The organism is Exiguobacterium sp. SH0S2 (assembly GCF_004337185.1).
Classification (GTDB): domain Bacteria; phylum Bacillota; class Bacilli; order Exiguobacteriales; family Exiguobacteriaceae; genus Exiguobacterium; species Exiguobacterium aurantiacum_A.
The window spans coordinates 28454-51948 of the sequence record NZ_SJVB01000006.1 but is presented as its reverse complement, the minus strand read 5'-3'; the positions used below and the strand labels follow the sequence as shown (position 1 = coordinate 51948).

Sequence of the window (23495 nt, the reverse complement as noted above, 5' to 3'; positions counted from 1 at the left end):
AGTCCTTTTCTAATCATTGATTCCGTCAAGACGACGCTTTAATTGCTCGCGGTTTGCTTTCGCTAGCATACTGGAAGTAACATGTTCCGGGTCAAGTTGCAGCAGTTTCCGATCAATCCAAAATGGCAACAAGATGGAAGGTGGTGCCCCGATCACCATTGCCCACATGAATCCGTCACGGTTCATGTGGCCCGTCAAAAACGAGGCGACAAGACCGAACAGTAAAAAGAAAGTAAAGCATAGTGAGAAAAAATTCACTTTGATGAGACGACGATACGCCCAGTCTTCATTAAACTGCAGGTAGACAACCGTCTTTTTCCATTCGAAAAACAGCGTCGGCACGAGGCCAACAACCGCGATCATGCTGGAGTAAGTCGTCTGCATCATAAAGTAGAGCGCACCCACGAAAAGGAGTACACTGCTCCCAATCATAAAACGTCGATACGTTTTGTCCACTTGTAACAGCGCTTGGAATCGAGTTTCCCGGTCCATCAGTCTCCTCCTTAATCTTTGACGTTACTGAGTTTGATGTCGCGACGTATCGGGTGTTCTGGATCTTCACGCGTCAATCGATCTTCGAGCTTTCGTTGAATGCGGAAAAATCCAATCATGGCGCCGATTACTAAAACAGGTACCACCCATATTACCCCGAGTCGTCCGGTCAAAAGATAGATGAAAATAAGTAGTGGAAGCACAGCAAAATCGTAGACGTATTGCCTCGTGATGATTTGTTTCGCCTCATGCTCTCTCGTCAAACTCTTCACAAAGCGGCTTTCATAACTGATCACGACACTAATCAACAGGAGACTGCTCGCTACGCCAACGATGTACCATCCGCTGTCCGCTTCAAATCTTTGAATCCCGAACACACAAAACATCATCACAATCGTCAAGACACTGCGAGCCCATGCCAATTTTTGATTCATTTTATATATGACGTTGATGCGCTCTTGTTTTGTCATCAAATCCCTCCTTAAAAACTTTCCCGTTTGACGTCGCGACGCGTCGGTTGCTCGGGGTCGATCAGTTTTACTTTCTCATCAAGCAGACGCTCGACAATTAACAGGATTCCAGCTCCAAGTGAGAGCACAAGAAACGGCATCCAGCTGACTCCGTCTAGTTTCATGAGCAATGGGGAAACGAATCCTATAGCAACAATCATCACATAATCAAATCCATACTGGATGTGAATGATTCGTTTAGCCCGGACCCGCTCGGTAAAGCTGCTCATAAATCGACTTTCGCGAATAGCATTCAATCCATACGCTAGCAATGCCACAATCATCAAACTTCCGTACAAGAGGGCGTGTGTCTCGGTTTGTAAAAATAAGAAGATAAGCACAGCAAGCGGAATCGCAAAACCGAGCCTGACGAGAAGCCATTTTCGATTTCCTTTAATCATTTTCTTTAGACGTTCATGTTTGTTCATATCGTTCACCTCTTCTGTAATTATACGTTTCTCCGTCTCAAAAAGTTCCGTATTTTTACATTTTTCTCGTCGGTCCGGTTTGCTTGACCAGATTCAAATCCCGTCTTATAGTTTAGTTAACTTAACTTTATTTAAGAATGAGGTCTCCTTATGAACTTGCTACACAATTCCCGTTTCATTTTCACTTGGCTATCCGGCATGACACTAACACTCGGCTTCTCTATCTTCTTTTTGAGTATGTCGTGGCTCACGATCGATGTGTTGAAACAACCGGCCCTGCTAGGAATCATCATGACGGCCGTCTCGTTGCCGCGCGTGATCATGATGGTGTTCGGCGGCGTTTTCGCCGACCGTTATCAAAAGAGTCGTCTCTTATTTTTGACGAACCTCGGGCAAGGCGTCTTGATGCTCGTCGTCGTCGCGTTGCACTTGACCGACGCTTATTCCGTGATCGCCTTAATCCTTATCTCGATTGCGTTCGGACTATTGGACGGCATGTCGTATCCGGCACTGTCTTCACTCATCCCGTCACTCGTCAAAAAACATGAGCTTCAACGCGCCAACTCGTTATTCCAAGGGTCGCTCGAGCTCATGTTCGTGATCGGTCCATTTTTAGCCGGTCTTCTGTTGACGTGGGGCGGCTTCGGTCTTAGCTTTAGTACGGCGGCCACGCTCATCTTTATCTCTGCTTTCTTGATGATGCCGCGGCTGATTCGAGACCATATTCCAGCGGCACAGACGATGTCGCTCAAGCACGTCGTCTTTGATTTGAAAGAAGGAATCCGCTACGTCTCGAAGACACCGATTTTGCGAAGCGGTACGTTCTCGATTGCGATCGTCAACTTGTTCATCATGGGACCGCTCATCATGAGCATCCCGATCCTCGTCGGCGAACGCGGTGGCACGGCGTTCGACTTGAGTTTGATTGAAGGTGGGCTCGCCGTCGGGACGTTCGTCGCAAGTTTTCTCGTCTTGTTGCTGCGGTCGGTCCACCGCGGCCGCTTCGTCTTCCGCGCCTTGTTTTTGACGATTGTCGCATTTCTCTTCTACACGCAAGCCGAGTCCGTCCCGATGCTCGCTTTCGCGGCGGCCATGAGCGGCTTCATGCTGATGCTCGTCTATTTACCGGCCGTCACGCTCATGCAAGAGCATAGCGACCAAGATAAAATCGGTCGCGTCATGAGCATCATGGCGCTCGCCGCGTCCGGCCTAGAGCCGATCGCGTTCGCCGTTCTATCAATCCTTGTCGCGTTGTCCGTTCCGATTCAAACACTCCTCATCACGTTTGGTATAATCGGACTAGTGTTTAGTATCGTCCTGTATGTGCGGAGCCAGACGTTCCGTAACACGCGATGAAAGGAGAACGACCATTGAATGACACACGCAAACAACAAGTCATTGAGATGTATCGTCAAGTCGACGAGCTCGACTTGTTGTTCACCAAATACTTTACCGACTTGAACGAGTTTGAACTCAGTTACCAGCAAGAACAGATGTTGCTGCTCTTCAAACGAAAAGACACATGGACGACGACCGAGATCGCGACGAAGATGAATATCTCGAAAAGTGCGGTCAGCCAAGTGTTGAAAGTGCTCGAACAACGCCAGTTCGTCCAAAAAGAGAAAAATCCGGACAACTTGCGTGAGAGCTTCATCCGGCTCGGTCCGGTCGGCCTCGACTACTCGAAACAAGTCGATCGAATCGAAGAACAGCTCGCCGAAGAGATGTTCTCCGTGCTCGAGGATGACGAGATGAAGATGATCAATCGCGCGCTCGCGTTGATGATTCAGAAGTTCAAATAAAAATGCGTATCGTCCCGACTTGGGAGGATACGCATTTTTGGTTAGAGTTGCTCGACGACCCGGATTGCAGAACGAAGTGCCCCTTCGATATGACCGCCGAACATGGAATCCGTCTCGGTCCCAGCAAGTGAGAGACGTCCTGCCCAAGCGGTGTCGAGCGTAATCGGTCCGTAAACAGGGAAGTCGGTCAACGGTTGAGCATCTTGCGAACTTGCCGTGTCGCGGTCACTCGACCAATCCACGTACAAGACGTCACGCGGCTCGCGTGCCTCTTCCCCGAACAGTCGAACGAGTTGCTCGACGACGAGACGATTGAGCTCGTCCTGGTCTAGTGCGGCCCGCTCAGCAGGTGACAACCGGAAGAAACCGAACAGTGCCCCGTACCCTCCCGGCGCTGACGCGTCATGAATCTCCTGCAACACGCCGGACCAACTCATACCGAGCCCCGATAAGCCGGCGTCTCGCCAAAACGGTCGGTCATACACGGCGACCACTTTCGCTTGTCCGGCCATCCACGTTGGTGTAGCCGACAGCTTCGCCTTCGTCGCTTCAGACAGTTCCGGTTGAAACGAGATGCGTGAGACGAGCCGTGGCGGGATGGCTAACATGACATGTTGGAACGTTTTTGACGATCCTGCTTCGACCGTGACCGATACCCCGTCTTCTGTCTGTCGAATCGACGTGACGGTCGTCTCGAGTTCGATTGTCCCTTCTGGAAGTCTCCCAGCGAGCGCTGTGGTCAGTGTCGCCATACCGCCTTCAAGTCGCATCGATAGAACGGTCTGCTCGGGTGGCAACGTGTGGCGCTCAATCACGCCAGCTTGCCGCTCGAGCATCAAGTCGCCGGTCGCATGTTGTGGGAATGCAAGAAGTCCGAGCTGGTCGACGAGTTGCGTGATCATCTTCTCGGTGTCCGGCCAATACCATGTCGGACCGAGGTCGAAGCCGTTTTGGCTCAACACCCTCCCGCCGATGCGATTGCGTGATTCAAATACGGTGACGTCATAGCCTTTTTCGATGAGGAGCGAGGCGGCGTACAGTCCGCTTACGCCCGCCCCGATGATGGCGATTGATTTGCTCATGTAAATACTCCTTCTCTATACGTGGTGCTCCCATTATACTGAAAAAGATACTTCTACATGACTTGAGCGAACCGCTCGGGAAAGGGCGTTACGACGTGAAGCGGATTTTCTTTTATCTTTTATTTCCATACATCTTGCTGATGCGGGGATTGTATCCGTTTATCAAAACAGAAGGTGGGATGACGTATGCTCTCATGCTGTTCTTTGTCCCTGGATGGATTCTCGTAATCGAAGATTTACTCCCAGTGCCATTATTACTAGAAACCTTTATCTCACTTTATCTTTCGACAAGTTTGTTCACCCCACTGTATTACTTCGAATCGGATGTCAGACGCAGACGGACAAAACCGGGTTACGTTCCACGCAATGAGCGATGACATCCAAGAAAGGATGTATCACTATGCCTTATTCATTCAAGACGCTACTTTATCCGTTCCTCGTAGGTATTCGTCTGTTTTCTCGGTTTCGAAGAGGCAAAATGTTGATCTATCTCCTCGCCTATCTATTCGTGTTCTCATATGAAGGCTTACTGCTTCTTGAAATCATCTATATACCCGCTCTTCTTAAGTTGTTGATTCAGATGTACGTTATCGTAGGAATGATTTATGTTGAATTTCATTTTGATGATGCAGATTAGAGCGAGACGCCTTGACAAAATAGACCGCGACAAAAGGTTGGACACACGTCACATCCATGACTCCCTTCCATTTTGTATGAATTTGGAAGTATACTTATTTAGGATTACTTCGGTAAGGAGGGAACAGAATGGATTTCTTGCTCATGTCACTATTTAGTTTATTGGCGATGATTGTCCCACTCGCGTTAATCATCACCGTCATCGTGTTGATTGTTCGTTTTATCGGTCGTTATGAAAAACGAGCTGACACGCGACTCGATCTGGAGCGTCAAGCCGCAGCTCATCAGCAACAACAGTTCGACGTTTTAGTGGAACGTCTCGAACGAATCGAAGAAAAGATGGAGGCACGCCCTTAATGTCGACATCACTCACGATTTGGACGAAACGTCTCGTCGTCACAGCCATCATCGGCGGTGTGGTGCTATTTTCGACGATTGCCTGCCAACGCGTATTTAACATGTCAGAAATTAATCTGTTGGTCGATACGGCGGACGAACAACAACTCAGTTACGAGTTAATTATTCATAACCCGCTGACGAACGCATATAGCTTCACCATCATGCCTGACTAAAGCGAAAGGAGTGTTTCCATGGAGTTGAACACCATGTTCTTAATCGCATCGCTCCTGCTAAACGCCTTTTTAATCAATGTAATTGCTGAGCAAGCAAAAGACGTACGTGCACTGCGGCGAAAGCAAATTCAGAACGATCCTCTCATACTAGACGAGGCGTTGGCTGCAATAGTGAAAGAGAAAATTGATACGCATGGGGTCGTCACGGCCGTAAAGTTTTTACGGGAGACTCATGACATGTCACTACTTGAAGCAAAACGACTAGTCGACCGCATCACTGGTCGATCGACTTCATAAAGGGGAGTAGCACGCGCTACTCCCTTTTTTGTTGATTTCATTTCGGAAAGAAACCGACTTTTCCTTGTTCGTAGACTTTATGTGTGACGTGTTCCGGGTCGATGGTGGCAAGCTTTTGATCAATTTTAGAAGAAGCCATCCACGCAAACAAGTTGAATGCCACCACGAGAATCAAAATATTCGCTTGTTCCGGACGTAACAGCAACGTCACAATCAACACACAAAAGATCACAATCACGGCCATCCCGCTCCAATATTCATACCAGACGAGCCGCCGATAATCAGAATCGTCGTTGAACGTGAGCAACGTCTTCGTTCGTGACCATATTTTGACGAACCCGATTGCTGGAATGAACAAGACGAACCATACCAGTTCAGCGAGTCGACGCTCTCCTGTGAACCAAAAGATGACGCCGAGTAAGACGATGAATAATCCAAGAAGAAGTGCTTGGCGAGTGGAACGTTTCCCCGCCTCGTATAAGTGGTCAAACCGTTCGCGTTGGGTCATGAATCCTGTCTTCCCCTCTTCAACTGATTTCTTTAAAATGACAGTTTCCTTGCCAATGGAATGGAATCGACTTCTTCAAACCAAGTCGATAGCCGAGACGCCACCCAAATCCTCGGATCCGGTCCAACCAACTGTCATTCAAGTTTTGGAACGGCATGACGGCTCGGACTTGATGTAGCTCGATGCGATGAATCACGTATTGATAGTCAGGTGCCTCGATTGACCGATTGACCGCCATCTCTTCGCACCACTTTCGATCAAAGATTTTTTCCCAAGACTTTCGTGTATATGCCGGGTCAATGTCTTCCCGGTGGTCAAATGCTTCGGCCGTATCGCAAAAAGTAGAGTTATACGGAACGAAGTCCCAAAATGAAATTTCCGAAGCCAACGCTTGATCGTCCGGTAATTCAACCGTCAACACAACACCTTTGTTTCCTTGTCCGATATGTCCGTCAGTGCTTAGGTCAGGAAACTCGTCCAAACACCAGACCGGATAGTTTCCATTCAGCGAAATCCCAATTCGTTGCTCGTATTGTTCAACCATCCAGTCGTAAGCGGGTTCGAAAAATTCGAACCCTTCGTCATTGAACATGGCGAATTGAGGGTCACCTTGTAGATATCCTCGCTCCAATGCTACTTTCCAAGCGTTTTCATGCTGATACGTATAATAGATGCCCATATTCATTAACCCTCTCCATATTTGTTCTTTCACCACTTTATCCGATTTCATATCAAAAAGTAGTGAAAATAATGGTCAGGGTTAATCGGTCGATTGCAATTTAGGCGTTCGGACTCGGATACTTCACCGCATTTTTCTCAAGCTTCTCTTCAATCGCTTGCGACACATCGATTCCTGCCGCATGGGCGAACGTCAGCGCGTAAATGAGGACATCCGCAAGCTCTTCTTTCATCTCGACTTGTTTCGTCTCGAGCGCTTCTTCGCTCGACACCCATTGGAACAGCTCCAACAGTTCGCTCGCCTCAAGCGACAACGATAACGCCAAGTCTTTCGGGTTATGGTGAAACGCCCAATCGCGCTCGTCTCGAAATTCAATCACTTTGTCCATCAGTCGTTGTACTTCGTTCATGTCTTATACAGCCTCATTTCATCGTTGTTAAGATTTCTTTCCCCACCGCAAAAATACCTCGATCGATATGCTCTTGAATCAATCGCTTCGACACACTCATCGATAATTCGTTTACTCCTAATACTTCCTTTAGTCCTTCGTGGAAAGATACAAAATCGGGAACGATTTTCTCGAATTGATATTCTTTTTGCAGTCGCGTCAAATAAAATGAAACATCGAAACGTTTTTCGATTGGTAACTCTTGTGTCAGAAAAATGTATTCTAATTCGCTTTCGATGTTGTGATGTAACGCCGCATCCTGATTGATTACCTTAAGCAACAACGCCTGGAGCATCTCTACTTCTGCTTGCAACTCAAACACTTGTGTCTGGAGTTGTTCGTATTTTGCGACCATATGATTGATTCACCCACCTTATTATAAAACGACACCCTCTAATTTTACCAAAAGATGTAACTTGAATGAGTAATAATCTTCCTCTTAAGACCTTCTTTGTAAAATGTTATACTCCAACTAAAAAGGGAGGGATTCGGTGCTTACTTTTGATAACGTCTCGGTTCGCCAACAGGATACGCTCATACTTGAAAATATCTCGTTTACCATCAATCCGGGTGAAATTGCAGCCATCCACTGTGGCGTCACTTCCCGGGAAATATTGTTCGCGCTATTGACCGATACGCACACGAACTACTCCGGGACCATCGATACAGAGCATCGTACACTTTCGCTCTTCTCTATCCGGGATGGATTATACGACCGGCTGACGGTCGAGGAATACTTGCGTTTCACGCGCACACTTTACGAGTCGACGGAATCGCTGGATGCCGTCTTTCAAACCGTTCAACTCACCCCTTACCGGAACAAACGATTGAACCGGCTCAGTCTGTCGCTCGTCCGGCGCGTCCAATACGCCGCGCTCCTCTTACATAATCGGGACATCTACGTCCTCGAAGAACCGGATCAGAACGTCGACCAAGAAACAAGGCATTTGTTCGCGACCGTGTTGATGAAACTGAAGCACCAACAAAAGACGATCCTGCTTCTGACGAGCAACATGGAGAGCGCCCTCTTCGTCACGTCGACCGTCTATCGCATCGACCACCGGCACTTGCGCCTGCTCGATGTCGAGCCTGATGAACCGGATGCTAACGAAGATGTCACGCCTGACGTCATGCACGTCCGCTTCGAGAAGATTCCGACGAAAGTGAACGAGAAAATCGTTTTACTCGATCCACCGGAAATCGACTACATCGAAAGCCAGGATGGACAATCCGTATTACACAGTCAGTCGGAACAGTTCCCGAGCGTCTTCACGATGAACGAGCTTGAGACACGTCTGACCCCGTACGGCTTCTTCCGTTGTCACCGGTCGTACATCGTCAACCTCCAACGGGTACGAGAAGTCATCACGTATACGAAAAACAGTTTTAGTCTCGTCTTAGATGATGCCGAGAAGACGACCATTCCGCTCTCAAAGACGAAAATGGCCGAATTGAAGACGATGATCGGGCTGAAATAAGCTCCATTCACCGTCTCCTTCGCTCCACTCGCTCCTCAAAAAGCGCCGTTTATCGCCATTCTAATGCGTCCGTCTTTTCCTCTCGATATGATGTAAGCAAGCAAGACGACATCAACAAGGAGGAACGAGCGATGCAGGATATCATTACAGTGAATCAATTGAAAAAGTTGTTCGGCAATGAAGAGGCGCTACAGGACGTGACGTTTTCCGTTAAAAAAGGAGAGGTGTTCGGCTTTCTCGGACCGAGTGGATCCGGGAAGACGACGACCATTAAAATCTTAACGTCACAACTCGCCCAGACCTCAGGTGACGCGACCGTGTTCGGTGTCCCGGTCTCCGAGTTAAAACAAGAACAGTATCGGAAACGGATCGGCGTGTTGACCGATAACAGTGGCCTCTATACACGTCTCTCGATTGAAGAAAATCTGCAACTCTATTGCGACCTATACGACGAGCCAAGAACACGAATCGATGAAGTGCTCCAGATGGTGAACTTGGCTGGAGAACGCAAAAAACGCATCTCCGCTTTATCACGTGGGATGCTGCAGCGGGTGACACTGGCCCGGGCGTTGTTACATGAACCAGAATTACTATTTTTAGATGAGCCGACGTCCGCGCTCGATCCGGTCAACTCGCGACACATCTATAAAGGGATTGAGCGGTTGAAGGCAAAAGGGACGACCATTTTTTTGACGACGCATGATATGAACGAGGCCGAAGAACTGTGTGACCGCGTCGCTTTCTTGCATCAAGGGGAGATTCAATTGCTAGACGCTCCGAAAAAATTGCGCCGGAAATATGCGAATGGCTCGATGCGCGTCGAACTGCATGACGGGGAAATTGTTGAGTTAAAACAAGGAAAAGACGGGGCCGACTGGCTTCATGAACAGATGCGCGACCAAAACATCGCGGCCATCCATTCGAACGAGCCGACGCTCGGGGACATCTTTATCGAAGTGACGGGGAGGAAATTATCATGACATTTTCAATGAAACGGGCACTCGCTATTTTCCAGAAAGACTATAAAGATTTGTCGCGGAACTTATTCGTGTCGTCGACGCTGATTATGCCGATCTTTTTTGCCGTCTTCTATTCACAGCTCGGCGGAGAAGGCATCGACATCACGTACTTCGTCATCAACATCACGTTCAGTCTCGTCGCGACGTTCGTCCAGTGCGCCTTGATTGCCGAAGAGAAAGAGAAGAACACGCTCCGTGGGTTGATGTTGTCGCCAGCGAGCACGCTCGACATCTTGCTCGGGAAGAGCGCGCTCACGTTCGTGACGACGCTCATCCTTATCGCAGCGTGTGCCTTCATCATGGGCTACAGCCCTGCGAATCTATTCGTCATCTCACTCGCATTGATCGTCTCGACGTTCTTTTATATCGGGATTGGGACGATACTCGGCTTGATGACGAAGACGGTCATGGAAGCCTCGCTCATCGTCATGCCAGCGTTCTTCTTCTTCTCGTTTTCACCGATGTTGTCAGTGTACGAAGACCGGTTCGCAATCATCGGCCTTCTCGACTACTTACCGAACGTTGTCTTAATCGATCTTGCGTTTCAGATTGAGGCTGGCGCTGGACTCGGCTCTACATGGGTGGAGCTTCTGATTCTGTCCGCCTGGGCGCTCGTCACGTTCGTCGGAAGTATTGTCATGTATAACCGGAAACAGACGGATTGAACAAGAACGGAGCGACGAATTAAATCGTCGCTCCTGCTATTTTTAAAAAACTTCGTACAACTATCCTATTTGCTACATTCAGCCCTTTTTCGTCAGCAAATTAATCAGCGTTTTTCTCGCTTCTGGATTTTTTGCTAATGCCAATGCGGCACCACTAACTCCAGCCACAATCGATGCACCCATCCATCTCTTGAACTCTGAATCTTTTTGAAATGACTTATCCACCATTCGCTCAATTCGATCATTGAGTTTGTCTCTAGTTTCTTCCGTTAGGTTGTCGTCTTTGAGTTGTTCGGAAAAGACATCAATCGCCTTATCAATCGTACTGTACACTTTGTCTTGCGATTTTGAGCCGACTTCTCCCATATTGCTAACGGCATTTATGACATCTGGAGTATGCTTTAAAAGCGCTTCGTCTTGTTTAAAAGGAAAGTCACTTAATTCATTTTCCGTAAGCTGTTTTTCGGATTGAACGATTTCTCCTTTTTCACTCATCATTTCACCTCCTAGTGTTGTCTCAATCCAATTATATGATACGCTTCGGTGCCAAACTGTATTTTATATTCGACAAACGACGCTACTGATAAAAACGATATGACATCTTTCAACTCCACATGTTACACAAACGGCAACGCTTCTTCATGCTGCGTATTTGCATTGATCAATCCCCTGTTATGGAATGTCGAACTCAAATCGGCATAGTGTGTAGTAATCGGCAGTCTTGTCTTTAGAAGCGAGTGGACGTGCATAAACGACAAACGACATACATCGCTCAAAATTGCATCAAATGGTAAGACGTTTGTCTGTTGCACCACTTTGAGCGGTTTTGCCATACCGACACGCACGTGAGGATTGGTCGAAAGAAGATAGCCCATGCGCTCTTTTGTATAACTAAGCCCTTGTGATGTCTTCCATTCCTTCTCGTGAATCGCCATACGTCGATTGACGTTCTTCAAAATTTCCACGTAGTCAAATCGAATCCCACGCGGAGAAAGAAGTGCATCGATAAGAGCCAAATCCATCTCGGTGGAACGTGATATGCGTTGGCGCATGTCCGTACTGTTCTTCAAACGCATGAAGTTTGTCATAAACGATTTCCCGCATCGTCTCAGGACTGATTTCCTCCCCTGCTTCACTTGTCGAGAGTGACTTCTGCTTAATCATCGCCCCGTCTTTCCCGATGATTTGAATGATACCCGACGCATGTTTTCCATTCTCATGGCTTACGTCTAACCCGACAAAGCAATCCGAATGGAGCGGTTCACCGAGGATCCAAGGTTGCAGACCCGCCTTCATATATACATCAAGTAGAATGTTGTATAGCGTGTCCTCAGAGTTCAGCACGCGGTCATGTAGCTCGACACATTGGGTCACGACATCATGTTTCCCACCGAATTCTCGCTTAATGGCTTGATACGAATGATTGAGCGATGCTTCCTCGGCAATGACAACGACGACACCTTCAAAGTGTTTCGGGACATTCTTCAATTGAAACATGACGTCTTCTGCCTGCAACAAATCGGCAGAGAGCGTTTGGCTCAGTCCTTTTGGTTTATTCGAAACGTTGAGTTTCACGCCAAAGCGTTCAGACGTGGTCTGCAGCTTCTTGATAAAATCGAGGACTTGTTGCACTTTTTGGCGATCACGTAATTTTGGGTCGACAAAGAAACTGACCGTCGCTTCCCCTTTTTCAAACACGCCGCCATGATTCAAACCACCCTTCGCATAGCTCGCCGTCTTCCCTTGACCGAAGCGAAGCCGCGGAGATGATAACGTTTTGATGGTATAGCCGAGGCGAGCCGCTCGTACATCTTGCCGTTCAAATTTCAGCATCGGCAGTCGCCCGATCGGGAGTAGCACAAACGCAAACTTTTCCTCTTCCTCGAACGCGGAGAGGCGGCTGCCGGACTTCCAGGTGAACGGACGACGGTTGAACTCTTCTAGCTTTTCGTGAACCTCTCGGTTCAGCTCATCGATGCTGAAACAGTGGGATTTCCTTAACGCGGCGATGATCCAAATAGAAATGACACCTACAGAGCCTTCTACACTCGATTTGTCTTTAGGGACGCTCAAGCGCGCGGGCATGACAACCATCCCGTAATGTGCAGCCATCTCCCGATAGGTCGGATTGAGGATGAGTTCGCGCGACGTGTTCCTTGTGACACCAATTTTAAGATTGTCAGGGACGATGATTTGAGTGCTCCCGCCGAAATAGGTATAGGCATGGTTGTGGCACATGATCCATGCGGACATGTCCATCGAGAGACTCGCTTCGGCATAGGACAACTGGCTACAGGGCAAGGTCGCCACGAATACGTATGCCTTCACTTTTTCGCCAGTGTCCCGATCGATGATGAACGTGGTGGACCCAGCCCAATCGACTTTCAAGACCTCTCCTGGTTTGCGACGAATCCGGAGCGTCGCTTTGTGCTTGTTCGCATAAATGCTGTAATGTCGCACGAAACTCCGATAGGAGTAAGAGATGCGGTTGTTGGTACGACACTCGATCTCGTACTCGTGATGTAGGAGTGACAGGGTGACGTTCGGCTTTGCCAACTCTTTATACACATACTCAAAGTCGATCGGGTGTCTACCTGACGATTCATCGTCTTCTCAGGGAACAAGAATTCTTCAATCCACTTGTCAGTCATCTCATCGTCGAATGGACCCATCAAGCTTTTTTGGGGCGCTCTCTCGATCACTTCCGTCACTTTTTGACGTGAGTTTCCGGTGCTAGACGCGATACTTCGCAGGCTGGAGCCTTGCTCTTTAAGTTTAAGGATGTCGGAATAGCGGAGCATAAAAAATACCTCCCATGTAACGATGTCACACCGTGGGGTGTGAACATCAATTATAGGAAGGCATTGTGAAGGCTGGTCTGCGCCTTAGCATCGCTTGGCAAATTGTTTGTCACTCTTTGATAAATAAGATCGCAACGCTGGTACATTTCAATGGCCGTAATCGTACCATATATAAATGTAGTATCACTTCCGTTGCTTTCGTTAATGCTTTCCATTCTGTTAAATAATACTGGTTCATCTTTTCCTCGTCCTTCCCCGTTATTCAATCATTGCATCCACTATAACGGATTTTCAAAGATGAGGGATGTAAAATAACGGATAGAGTTCAAATTAGAAGTATACTATTTGAGATAGAATTATTTCACTTTACACTCTATTTATTTTGTAAATATGTTCTCGTTTACCAAGTAGGGACAGATCTCTGTGACGCAAACAATAACTTTATATATTTCCATGTTAAAGTGCCACACAGACAATGAAATTTTAGTCTATCTAGGTAAGACACTTTACTAAAAAAATAGTTTCTTGATGGATATTTTAAATAAATATTAGGTATTTCTAAAATCTTAATTTTATGAAGTCAAATAGTTCTCTTGACAATGTAAAAATTAATTAATGTAGCAAAAAATAGGATTTTTACAATTAAACGTAGTGGAGACAATTCAAACTAAGGTAGAAATATTTATGACCAGTAACTCAAAAAGACTCCCATATTTCAATCTCAGGAGAGCCTTTTTAAGCTTTTCAGTTTCTTGTGTCCTTGTAAGGAGAACTATTCATTTTGTATTTAAAATACTTTTTTATAATTTAATGGATTATATTACCACGGTTCACTAAGTTTTCTGACAATGTCACTACGAGATAATACGGACGAACACCTTTCCCATAAATGAGCTTTAGGATCTAAAGTAGTACGATACTTTACAGTAAAAGCATCTTGCGCCTTTATCCTTTCATGAATATATTCATTCATTCTTTTTTGAAGCTCTTCTTCATCCTTTATCCAGTCATCATCAATCGTATCTGGTAGGCTTCCGAAAATATCATATGTGTCACGCAGGCGTTCTGATAATACATTATACACTTTCTCGTCTTGAGTTTCGCTATAAACAAGGTTAAGCATGTCTACAAACTTACGAGATTGCCCAAATCGTTTAATTCTACCTAATCGCTGTTCGAGCCTAGATGGATTCCAGGGGAGATCGATATTAATTAGTGTCCCTAGAGTTTGAAGATTCAATCCTTCACAGGCTGCATCAGTTGCAACTACGAGTCTAATTTCACGGGTTTTAATAGCTGCCTTGATGACCTCACGTTCAACATTATTAAATTGCATGTCTCGAAAGAGACCACTTTTTCCAACTCCAGCGTAAACTGCCACTACTTCACCTGTAATTGATTTCGAGAGCTCTTTAGCAATCCATTCTGCAGTGTCATAATATTGGCTAAAAATAATACAACCGTGCTCGAGCCACGTTTTTCCATCAGTCTTAAACTCAGTTAAAAACCACTTTAATGTATTAAATTTAGAGTCTACGGCTTCAGGTCGTGAAAGTTGTTTCTCTATCTCTTTCAGGCAGTGGATTTCTGCATGAGTCATTCCAGAAAGTATATGTTCTACTTCTTCAATACGATCTTCATCCTCATTGGAAATAGAGTGTTTTAACATTTTTTGGGCAGTATTTAAGCCAGATGCAAAACTTGAACAAATACGTTGTAGCATTAACGATTTCATAAATCCGCTAGCTTTGGTTCTAGATTGAAGCAAACTGCTAAATTCTTCTGCTTTTTCATACGCAACTTGGAAAGGTGTATTGGTAGGAATCCCCAACCCTATGAAGCGAGACTCATATTGGGCAAGCTTTTGGCTTATTGGGTGAGTATTAACTCCAACTCTTTCTAACAGACCATCGTCTTCAAGTTGTTTACGCTTTCTTAAAACGGTATGACGTAATACGGGATTATTTTCTTTGAAAAAGACCAAATCCAAACATTCAGAAAGCCACATATTCTTAATCATATAATCTAAATCTTCAAACCTATGTCCGCAAAAGAAAGACTTTGCATCAATCGACAAGTAATCACGAATTTGCTGGATAATATGATGTTCATATGCAGGTGGTAGCGGGTTACTCAACCAATGCCATGCATCTTGCTCGGTGGAAATTTTATTTTTACCCGTTATTAATGGAATTGCTCGCTCATGATTTCGCCAAGGTGATAAAGAGTCCCCAAGAACAAACTCTGCACCGCTATTTAGAATTCCTAGGAGGTCCCAAAGTTCCCTCACGTTTGTCTGAATGGGAGTCGCCGTGCCCAATATTAAATGCCGAGTTTGCTTTCCAATTTGTTGCATAAATGCAAGGAGATTATTGGGTTCGAGTCTTTTGTTTCCAAGTCCGCCTCTCAATCTTGCTTTGTGTGCCTCATCAAGGATAACAGTTCCGAATCGATTTTTTAGAAGTATTCCAGCTTCTTTGACAAATTCATTTTTATCTCGCTGGTGCATAATTAAACCTGTGGACACTATGGCAATTTTATAAGGACATTTTTTTATAGACGATGCGACACCACGAGGTGATAAAATTTGACCCTCTGGACCAATCCATACTTTCTTTTGAGAAGACCAAACAGCTGAGGGAATTCCCAGCTTATCCATCATTTCAACTTGCCATTGAATTGTTAAAGTAGACGGGGTAAGAACAAGAACCGGACCATCTTCAAGAAGAGCGCTGACTAAGGCACTGGTCGCCATTGAAAGTGTTTTACCTACTCCAACTTCATCTGCAAGAAGTAAACGGGCTTTTCCATATGTTTCTCTATGTTCTAAAAATGTGGTCACAAAGGAACGCTGCCATGGTTGTAATTGTTCTCCACCTCGGTAAATTGGAGATTCAGCCATTGCTGCAGCTGGGACCTCTTCAGGTTGCAATACTTCTACCGTGACTTCTTTACGATTAGCCACACGATTAATTTCTGCTAAAATAGCTTCTGGAAGAGGGACACCTTCTGTCCACAAGGCCCAGAACTCTTCTTCTACCCAGTCAGCGCTCTCTTTATCGTCATCCTGCCATATAAGTTCATAGTTATGGGAAAAGGCACTTTTTGACTCATTTACAGATCCAATGAACGATTTCCGGCTACCATCTGGATAGTGTACTGATCCTGCCTTTCCGTGCAAAAACAGTCGTTCTCTTGGGACAACGCGAATTTCTACATTACCGGACTGTAATAACTGGTCGAGTAACTGATAGCGTTCTTTTTTTAATAGGGCTTCTATTTCAACGTCAACTTCATTCCAACGTTCTTTAAGGGCTGTAGTTCTGCCGCTAGCCACATGAAAATCAATTGAATCTAGCTCCGAGTTACAAATAATCTTCACTTCTGGAATTTTAGAAATTTCCTCTCCAACTAACTCAAATATAGAACTTCTAAAATACCCTGCAATTCGAAAATACTTTGATGCTCCTTTTAGTGTTTTAGCCAAAAAATCAGTATCTAATCTTTCGGTTCTAGAAGAAATACGCTCCAGCGTCATATCTTATAACCTCTGATTTCTTATTGATTCTGCTAGTACACGAGCATAGCTTGCTTCTAAATCAGGTTTGAAAATTTTAGTACTTTTAATTCCTTCTCTTTTTTCTGCCAGATAATCTGCCATTTTAGCCAATAACATTTTGTTCGGGAGATAGTTAGGACAATTTTCCATAAGGTGTAATAATACGTCATCCACCTCTACTTCTTTAGAAAGCTCAAATAAAGCATATAATAAGGCTCGCAAAGGTGTTTGGGCAATTTCAGAACTTCCAGACATCATTGAGCTTTTAAACTCACTTGATAGCTTTAATCTTGCAGAATTAGCTTTTGAATTATCACTCATCAATTGGTCAAAGTTGTAAACTTTAAAAGCTTTAGCGAAATTTTGATAGTTATCTAACGTTTTAGCACCCTGATGCTCCATCTCAACCATTTTCAGGTAAAAACGCTCAACCGCCTGTAGCTTCTGCCATTCTCCCTTTTCAAAACCAACTGGTACAAGGAACTGGACAGCTGTTTGGACTGCAAATTCTATCAATTCGTCAACAAAAGTTTTTTGACCTTTCTGACGAGGCGCCTCTGCTTCTGTCACCATATCTTTACCATCAATACGGGAATAGGCCGTTAGAACCTTTAAAGCGGCAGCATAACCGGCCATCTGCAAATCAACATCTGTGTAAAGTCCCTCAGAACCTTGGTCTCGTACTTTTTTGTCTAATCCGATTAATGACTCTACCTGTTCTTTAACAGCGTCCTCAATCTCCCAACCAAGATCATCACGGTAGGTTTGCAACTCTTGATGACGTTTTCGTAGAACTAGTATGATGGTTCCTTTAACATTTGCCCCTGTTCTTAAAGCAGAATCGGTTTCCGTTACGATATACCAAGCCGCAGTCACCTGAAGACCGCTTGCCCAAATGATATTTGCCATATCTGCCCAGATAGCCCCACTTTGGTGCGTAAACATTAAAACTTGAATTCCATTGTCCGGCATTTTTTGAGTCATCTTACGGTAAGCAGCTACCATACCCTGTCGGAATCCTTCATCTTCCCCTTTAATAGCTAACGAACGTCGACTATCCCAAGTCCAATGTGCAAACTCCTTAGGAGGATTCTTACGGAACCATGCAATAAAAAATTCGGTGATTTCTTCATATTTAACTGCATCACCGTAGGGTGGATCTGTAACATAAATGTCGTTTTCCACTTCAAGGTCTTGAGCAGGATGAGCGTTAACATTTGTTTCAAATTCACAAGGAAAAGTCTTGTATTTTCCATTTGTAAAAAACTCTTTGGACCATTCACTTGCTCTACAAGCATAATTATAAAAAGTATTTAAAGCTTGATTATAGAAAACGTGTTGAGTTTTGCCCGCTCGACCCGGACCAGGGTATGAATCCCACATACATAATTTCGCATTATAATCTAAGAAGCGTCCAAACTGAGGGTATTCGTGTGGTTCTAAACGTTTTCTAAATAAAGCACCTACTAACAGCTGTCTTGGGTTAAATAAATGATGCCAGTGAGTCCAACCACGAGTTCTAATTGGCTCATCGGTCTTGTCACCCGCTTCAATAACCATATCTGGGATGTAACCTTTTTCCTGCCACTCTTCTAAGTGTTCACTTACATATTGTACAACCTTTTCTTCTCGAGTCAGATCTTCATTGGTGACCGTACGGAACTCATATTCATCACCTCGACCTTTCTGCTTTGGACGCATCCACATCACAGCATAAAGTCGATCTTGAAAAATATCCTCTTTACGTGGCGAAAAGTCACTCTTCTCCCATAATCGAAGTCGATTTTTATTCTCTTTACCTTCTTTATAATCACCACGGATTGTACTTATTTTTGTACGGTAGGTCGTATATCCGTTTGGTGAATGAACAATTTCCCCACCTTTTATAGTACCATTAGATGCTTCATCGATTTCTTCTGGTGTATCCACATATTTAACCACTATATCGTATCTTTTTTCTTCTGGGACGGGAATTAGTTCACCTATAACGCCATAACCACGACTAATAATCAAACTTGGAATTAATGGTACCATCCATCCAGATTCAGGGCACATGACCTCAACACAATACAAGTAAGCCTTAGCCCTCCAACCACTTCCATCAGTTTCAACCCCAAGATCATCAATCTCTTTTTGAACTTGCTTAATCAAGCTGTTCTGAGCCTTATCCAATTCAGCGCGCTTCTCATGTGTAGCTCCGACAATATTGAAACCGCCCCAAGTAAGCATACATGCAATAGGATTTAAATCTGAAGCATAAACATCGCATCCCAGTCGTGCTGCCTCAAATGGTATTTGTCCTGACCCAGAAAAAACATCAGCAACCTTTGGACGCCTGCCAAAGCGAGCGATCCCCATTTGTTCTACTAATTCAGGAAAAGATGTAGCAGAAGTTCCAAGATGTTTATTTACTCTTGACCATACATGATTAAATAAGGATTCATCAATCTCTTCCGGTCGTTTCGCTTTTCGAACCTGATCGTTGAACGGCAATACAAGATATTGTCCAGCCGTTCCCTTTTTTGAAGCAGGAAGAGTTACTTCTATACGTTTTCGCATGGATTCAAAATCCATTCCCATCAATAGTTCGAATATTTCCAAATCCTTTAGGTAATCTTCTGTGGCAGGAAGCAATGAACCCAATATACATGCTTTGTTAAGAATCAGAGGCTTTCTCCCTTTCCAGTAACTACCTAAAGCAGTAAGGGTTTTACCCGCTCCCGCCATCTGTTCCTTATAGCTTTCTGCTGAAATTTTCTGCACTGGAAATAGATGTTCAATAAGTGCAGGTTTATCTTTCCATTGAAATGGTTCTAGTCCCATCAGATATCTCCTTTATCAATGAAGTCAAAAAGAGATAACGTCTCTTCTTGGCTTAATTGTTCTTCTTTTATCTTAGTTTTCTTTTTTGGTCTTAATTTAATACTCGTACCGTCAGATAATGCACAGTAAAGTGCTTTACGCCAACCCCGTTCGAACTGATTTTCAAGTCCCGCTTCAGAGGCAGTTTTGCTATATAGCCACCATCGTTCTTCCGGACGTAGCGCTAACCATTTTTGACTTATTACTAGGCACTCATCGGGGGTTGCATGCTCTGCTGCCCATCCCAAAACACATAACTCTCTACCTAAAAATCTATCTAACTTGACTTTTCCAGTTGTCCAACTACCAGTACTTTGCTTTTTACTTTTTAAGCGTGTGTTGAAGTCTCGTCTAGCATCGTCCCGAATTTTGGTCCAAAGCTCGCGAGCTAAAATTAATCTACATTCGATAGTCTCACGGCGAGATTCATCGCCATCAAATCCAAAATCTTCAAATATACTGATAGATTCCTTAGGAGATGTTGGAATTTCTACATAAAAATGATGCATTCCAAATTCTATTGGCGCTCCAAAATCTGTAGTCCTATTCATTTTTGTTCTACCTCACCATTTTCTATTTCAATACCCATTTGCTTGGAAAACTGCTCCAAATCATAACCTGTATTCGTATAGATCTTTTTAAATGTCATAATAACAGGTGCATCAGGATTAAGAAGAGTTTGAAGACTTTTTAACTCTTTTTCAATAAAATCTGCACTGATTCTCATTTCACCAAGTGATAGATTTATTGCCTGTGGTGCAGATCCCAACATTAACATAACCTGTTCAAATTCAATGTTTTTTTCCTTAGCAACCTTTAGCCCCTCATAAGTTTTAGTAGAACTATCCAACCGTTTCGGCGATTGGCTAAATAGAATAGCTGGTGCTTCTTTAATAATGGGAACTTCTGTAGATCCTGACTTGGCAAATGTAAAGTTACGCTTTTCCTCAATACCATCAGATTCGGCAAAGACATAAACAGTTGTTTCTTCATATCCCAATTGAATTGGACCTACATAATTGATACCGTTTCGAGCTTCAGAACCATCAAGAGTATACTTAATAGAACCATGTGGGGCGACAAATAACTCTACTGTTCTCGTTGAATCATCAAATCTATTCCTCAATGTTAGTTTGTTATTCCATGTTCTAGCGGGACCAGTAAGATTTTCCCCAGTAGGATCAACCGCCATGAACTGTACACGGAGAGCTTTGGTTACTAATATATTTTCACTTAAAATGGGACTGGTTTCTGAAACCTCACCATCTTCAGCATAGTAAACTTTTGGATTGTTCCCTGCATTTACTACATCAATTTTTAGTCTCACTGTACCAGAATCATCAGGTGAAGTTTCCTCGGTGTATATAACTTCAGTAGTTTTTGGTTTTGGCTTTTTCGTAATATATCCGTTACCCAAGTCCTCCCATACACCTCGCTGATATGCTTCAATAGCTAATTGATCAAATCCTCTATTTGGAAGCCATGGCATTTGAGTCTTTTGCTTCATTTTGTCGATTAAATCAATCTTTCGTACCTGATCTTGGTTACCAAAAAGTAATGATTCTGCTCTAGCACGAAGCGCATCAAAATTTCCAGTGACCTCTGTGTATAATTTAATTGGATCGGATGCTAGTGTTTTTACAATCTGTCGTTCCCCATTATAGATCTCATTTGAAGGATAAGTACTATCTAGAGCTTTTGGTCGAAGTACGTCTTGTCCTCGATTATTTCCTGGGAAGAGAAGCTTATCAAATACTGTAAGGACAGTTGTTTGAAAATCTTGTTCATATTGAGCTTTCTTTTCATCCAGTTCCTTTCTCTGTGGATGTGAATTTTGGATTTCCATATCCGCCTTCGTCACTGCATAAACATGGCGAGCAGCTCTTTCAATACTTGCTATAGAAGACTTATCGCCAGTCAAGACAAGTACATTATTTTTATTAACCATCTCATTAAAGAAGTTTGCTATAACACCAGGGGGAGTCTTTCCATCTGGACTAATTACCAGGAGAACTCGTTCTGTTTTAAGTACAGCTTCTGCTTCATCCATTTCTGGTAGAGGTAAAACCTTTTCATAAGCTTCTTTAGTTACTGGTTTATACATTTCTTTGAGTCGATGACGTATCAGCTCATCAATTTTGTTTTGTGGTGCTTTGTCAGCATAACCTTGAAGTTTTTTTGTTAAATTCTCCTGTCTACTAAAGTAGTTGCGGCCTTCTTGAGTCTGATGTAAATACCACGCAGACTTTTGAAGTTCACCGAAAGCTACTCTGTAATCATTTCCTTGGCGAATTGGATCAATTAAACACTCAAGCATTTCACTCTCAGTGAGTCCTCTTACTGAGTTTACAGCAGTTGAAAGACTGGCCATTAATAAAAGGGTTCCAACCTGTTTTGCGTAACTATTTCCTTTATTAATATCTATCTGCTGAGCATGTGCACTATAAGTTGAGTCCCAAAGGTCTTTTGCAATAACATCTCGCATCTCGGATATTTCAGTTAATTTCTCACGAACATCGTAAAGAGCAAGATCAAAGTGTTGAGCACCAATCAAATATATATCTTCGTTACTTTCCCAGACCGACTTTAATAGACGTGAAACTAATTCCATCAAACCACGTGTTTGTTTAAACTTTTCGTTATTCTTGAATAGAGCAATAATACTTTTAAAACTAGGGTGAAATGGATAAGTGGATTCAATTTCATTAGCCAAAGACTCAGCACTTCTTTCAACTGTTTTTGCCTTAGCTGCTTCTGAAAGTCGAGAGGCAAAAACAGTAGCAAGTTCAGCTATTTCAGTTTTATCGGGCATAGATAAAAAGAGACGTTTGCGAAGAATTTCATAAATTTCATTAGATTCGAGATTAACTGGCGTAATTGATACCTCCGCACGCCCTAATTCCTGTGTAGCGTCGTCGAGTGCGCGTTGAATCAATTTCCCGCCAGTATCGTAAGCAGCCTCTAAATCTGATACCACAATACAAACATTATTCTTTTTTTGAGCTGCAGTAAGCATATTTGAAAATGCTCTAGTAACAACATCAGCTATCGTACCATGCCCTAATACTTGAGTACTGTAGTAATGGAAGTATGGTGGTATCTCATCTAACAGAATAAGGATAGGTTCTTCTCCATCAAAAATTTCTATCCATGATTGTTCATCTGGAGCTTTAGCACCAGATTCCCAATACTCCCTAAAGTAACTTTCTTTACCTAATTGTCTGGCAATTTCTCCCCAAAAGTAGGTATGAGGGTTGTTACGCCCATTGAAAGCGACTATCTTGGCTGTACTGAAGTCTGACTGATATGGCATAGAACCTACTTGTGCTTCTCTAAGTGCTGGATCTTTCGCAAGAAGCCCAAATCCTACCATTAAATGCGTTTTCCCTCCGCCCATTGCTTGTTTAAGATGGAATACAGTATCGTTTGATTTTCCGGCGAGACGAGCTATACCTTTAGAAAGAAGAGTTTCCATACCATTAGTTATAAAAGTTTTTTTGAAATATTCGTGACCATCAGTTTCTTTAATAATTTGATCTAATTGTTCTATCTGATCACCAACGTTTACCTCAAGGGCCTTAGGTTGCAATTGACATGCTAATTTAATTGTTCTCATTTTATTATTCCTTTCTTTTTTATACTTTTTCACCTATCTAAA

Annotated in this window: 23 protein-coding genes; 8 read left to right on the top strand and 15 right to left on the bottom strand. The window is 43.9% G+C overall.

Features of this window, described 5'->3' with window-relative positions; translation table 11 throughout:
- Positions 1 to 9 precede the first annotated feature (9 nt).
- Genes EVJ21_RS13620 through EVJ21_RS13610 form a run of 3 tightly spaced genes read right to left on the bottom strand, consistent with a single transcriptional unit; the run spans position 10 to position 1429 of the window.
- The gene (locus EVJ21_RS13620; RefSeq protein ID WP_131466311.1) at positions 10 to 492 is read right to left on the bottom strand and encodes a hypothetical protein; all 483 of its coding nucleotides are present in this window, start codon (positions 490 to 492) and stop codon (positions 10 to 12) included.
- 11 nt (positions 493 to 503) lie between these two features.
- Positions 504 to 962, bottom strand: a complete 459-nt coding sequence (locus EVJ21_RS13615; RefSeq protein WP_131490708.1) for a hypothetical protein — start codon at positions 960 to 962, stop codon at positions 504 to 506.
- 11 nt (positions 963 to 973) lie between these two features.
- The gene (locus tag EVJ21_RS13610; protein ID WP_131466315.1) at positions 974 to 1429 is read right to left on the bottom strand and encodes a hypothetical protein; all 456 of its coding nucleotides are present in this window, start codon (positions 1427 to 1429) and stop codon (positions 974 to 976) included.
- 150 nt (positions 1430 to 1579) lie between these two features.
- Here EVJ21_RS13610 and EVJ21_RS13605 point away from each other — a divergent pair, with 150 nt between their 5' ends.
- Positions 1580 to 2785, top strand: coding sequence for an MFS transporter (locus EVJ21_RS13605; protein ID WP_131490707.1), 1206 nt, complete (start codon positions 1580 to 1582; stop codon positions 2783 to 2785).
- Positions 2786 to 2799: 14 nt separating this feature from the next.
- On the top strand, positions 2800 to 3231 hold the full coding sequence (locus EVJ21_RS13600; protein WP_236636597.1) for a MarR family winged helix-turn-helix transcriptional regulator: 432 nt from the start codon (positions 2800 to 2802) through the stop codon (positions 3229 to 3231).
- Positions 3232 to 3272: 41 nt separating this feature from the next.
- Here the strand turns inward: EVJ21_RS13600 and EVJ21_RS13595 are convergent, their stop codons facing one another.
- Entirely contained in the window at positions 3273 to 4313 is a 1041-nt protein-coding gene (locus EVJ21_RS13595) for a flavin monoamine oxidase family protein (RefSeq protein WP_131490705.1), read from the bottom strand.
- A gap of 765 nt (positions 4314 to 5078) precedes the next feature.
- On the opposite strand from EVJ21_RS13595, the gene EVJ21_RS13590 reads away from it, so the two are divergent.
- The 3 genes from EVJ21_RS13590 to EVJ21_RS13580 are packed head-to-tail and all read left to right on the top strand — an operon-like array spanning position 5079 to position 5818.
- Positions 5079 to 5306 (top strand): hypothetical protein, encoded by a 228-nt coding sequence (locus EVJ21_RS13590; RefSeq protein WP_070329031.1) that lies wholly within the window; start codon positions 5079 to 5081, stop codon positions 5304 to 5306.
- Positions 5306 to 5521: a hypothetical protein gene (locus EVJ21_RS13585; RefSeq protein ID WP_131490704.1), complete on the top strand. Its 216-nt coding sequence runs from the start codon at positions 5306 to 5308 to the stop codon at positions 5519 to 5521. Before EVJ21_RS13590 ends, EVJ21_RS13585 begins: the two co-directional genes overlap by 1 nt.
- A gap of 18 nt (positions 5522 to 5539) precedes the next feature.
- Positions 5540 to 5818: a hypothetical protein gene (locus EVJ21_RS13580; protein ID WP_131490703.1), complete on the top strand. Its 279-nt coding sequence runs from the start codon at positions 5540 to 5542 to the stop codon at positions 5816 to 5818.
- A gap of 37 nt (positions 5819 to 5855) precedes the next feature.
- Here EVJ21_RS13580 and EVJ21_RS13575 read toward each other — a convergent pair whose 3' ends face one another.
- From EVJ21_RS13575 to EVJ21_RS13560, 4 genes are all read right to left on the bottom strand, one after another.
- Positions 5856 to 6326, bottom strand: a complete 471-nt coding sequence (locus tag EVJ21_RS13575; RefSeq protein WP_131490702.1) for a hypothetical protein — start codon at positions 6324 to 6326, stop codon at positions 5856 to 5858.
- Positions 6327 to 6345: 19 nt separating this feature from the next.
- Positions 6346 to 7011, bottom strand: a complete 666-nt coding sequence (locus EVJ21_RS13570) for a DUF3841 domain-containing protein (protein WP_161568958.1) — start codon at positions 7009 to 7011, stop codon at positions 6346 to 6348.
- A 94-nt stretch (positions 7012 to 7105) separates the two neighbouring features.
- Positions 7106 to 7414, bottom strand: coding sequence for a nucleotide pyrophosphohydrolase (locus EVJ21_RS13565; protein ID WP_131490700.1), 309 nt, complete (start codon positions 7412 to 7414; stop codon positions 7106 to 7108).
- A gap of 13 nt (positions 7415 to 7427) precedes the next feature.
- A complete protein-coding gene (locus EVJ21_RS13560) occupies positions 7428 to 7808 on the bottom strand; it encodes a hypothetical protein (protein ID WP_131490699.1) in 381 nt (126 codons plus the stop codon).
- A gap of 136 nt (positions 7809 to 7944) precedes the next feature.
- Here EVJ21_RS13560 and EVJ21_RS13555 point away from each other — a divergent pair, with 136 nt between their 5' ends.
- The 3 genes from EVJ21_RS13555 to EVJ21_RS13545 all read left to right on the top strand — a co-directional run bounded on the left by EVJ21_RS13555 (position 7945) and on the right by EVJ21_RS13545 (position 10615).
- A complete protein-coding gene (locus EVJ21_RS13555) occupies positions 7945 to 8931 on the top strand; it encodes a LytTR family transcriptional regulator DNA-binding domain-containing protein (RefSeq protein WP_131490698.1) in 987 nt (328 codons plus the stop codon).
- A 131-nt stretch (positions 8932 to 9062) separates the two neighbouring features.
- Complete coding sequence (locus EVJ21_RS13550; RefSeq protein WP_131490697.1) at positions 9063 to 9911, top strand: ABC transporter ATP-binding protein; 849 nt, start codon at positions 9063 to 9065, stop codon at positions 9909 to 9911.
- On the top strand, positions 9908 to 10615 hold the full coding sequence (locus EVJ21_RS13545; protein ID WP_131490696.1) for an ABC transporter permease: 708 nt from the start codon (positions 9908 to 9910) through the stop codon (positions 10613 to 10615). Before EVJ21_RS13550 ends, EVJ21_RS13545 begins: the two co-directional genes overlap by 4 nt.
- A gap of 78 nt (positions 10616 to 10693) precedes the next feature.
- On the opposite strand, the gene EVJ21_RS13540 is transcribed toward EVJ21_RS13545, so the two are convergent.
- The 7 genes from EVJ21_RS13540 to EVJ21_RS13505 all read right to left on the bottom strand — a co-directional run bounded on the left by EVJ21_RS13540 (position 10694) and on the right by EVJ21_RS13505 (position 23453).
- The gene (locus EVJ21_RS13540) at positions 10694 to 11110 is read right to left on the bottom strand and encodes a hypothetical protein (protein WP_131490695.1); all 417 of its coding nucleotides are present in this window, start codon (positions 11108 to 11110) and stop codon (positions 10694 to 10696) included.
- Between the two features lie 122 nt (positions 11111 to 11232).
- A complete protein-coding gene (locus EVJ21_RS13535) occupies positions 11233 to 11571 on the bottom strand; it encodes a hypothetical protein (RefSeq protein WP_145963258.1) in 339 nt (112 codons plus the stop codon).
- Between the two features lie 13 nt (positions 11572 to 11584).
- Positions 11585 to 13171 (bottom strand): IS21 family transposase, encoded by a 1587-nt coding sequence (gene istA, locus EVJ21_RS15520; protein ID WP_236636596.1) that lies wholly within the window; start codon positions 13169 to 13171, stop codon positions 11585 to 11587.
- A gap of 1065 nt (positions 13172 to 14236) precedes the next feature.
- A complete protein-coding gene (locus EVJ21_RS13520; RefSeq protein WP_131490693.1) occupies positions 14237 to 16954 on the bottom strand; it encodes a phospholipase D-like domain-containing anti-phage protein in 2718 nt (905 codons plus the stop codon).
- Between the two features lie 3 nt (positions 16955 to 16957).
- Positions 16958 to 19798 (bottom strand): anti-phage-associated DUF1156 domain-containing protein, encoded by a 2841-nt coding sequence (locus tag EVJ21_RS13515; RefSeq protein WP_131490692.1) that lies wholly within the window; start codon positions 19796 to 19798, stop codon positions 16958 to 16960.
- Positions 19798 to 20388 (bottom strand): anti-phage-associated DUF3780 domain-containing protein, encoded by a 591-nt coding sequence (locus tag EVJ21_RS13510; protein WP_131490691.1) that lies wholly within the window; start codon positions 20386 to 20388, stop codon positions 19798 to 19800. The genes EVJ21_RS13515 and EVJ21_RS13510 overlap by 1 nt, the downstream gene beginning before the upstream one ends.
- Positions 20385 to 23453: an anti-phage-associated DUF499 domain-containing protein gene (locus EVJ21_RS13505; RefSeq protein WP_131490690.1), complete on the bottom strand. Its 3069-nt coding sequence runs from the start codon at positions 23451 to 23453 to the stop codon at positions 20385 to 20387. The genes EVJ21_RS13510 and EVJ21_RS13505 overlap by 4 nt, the downstream gene beginning before the upstream one ends.
- Positions 23454 to 23495: the final 42 nt, after the last annotated feature.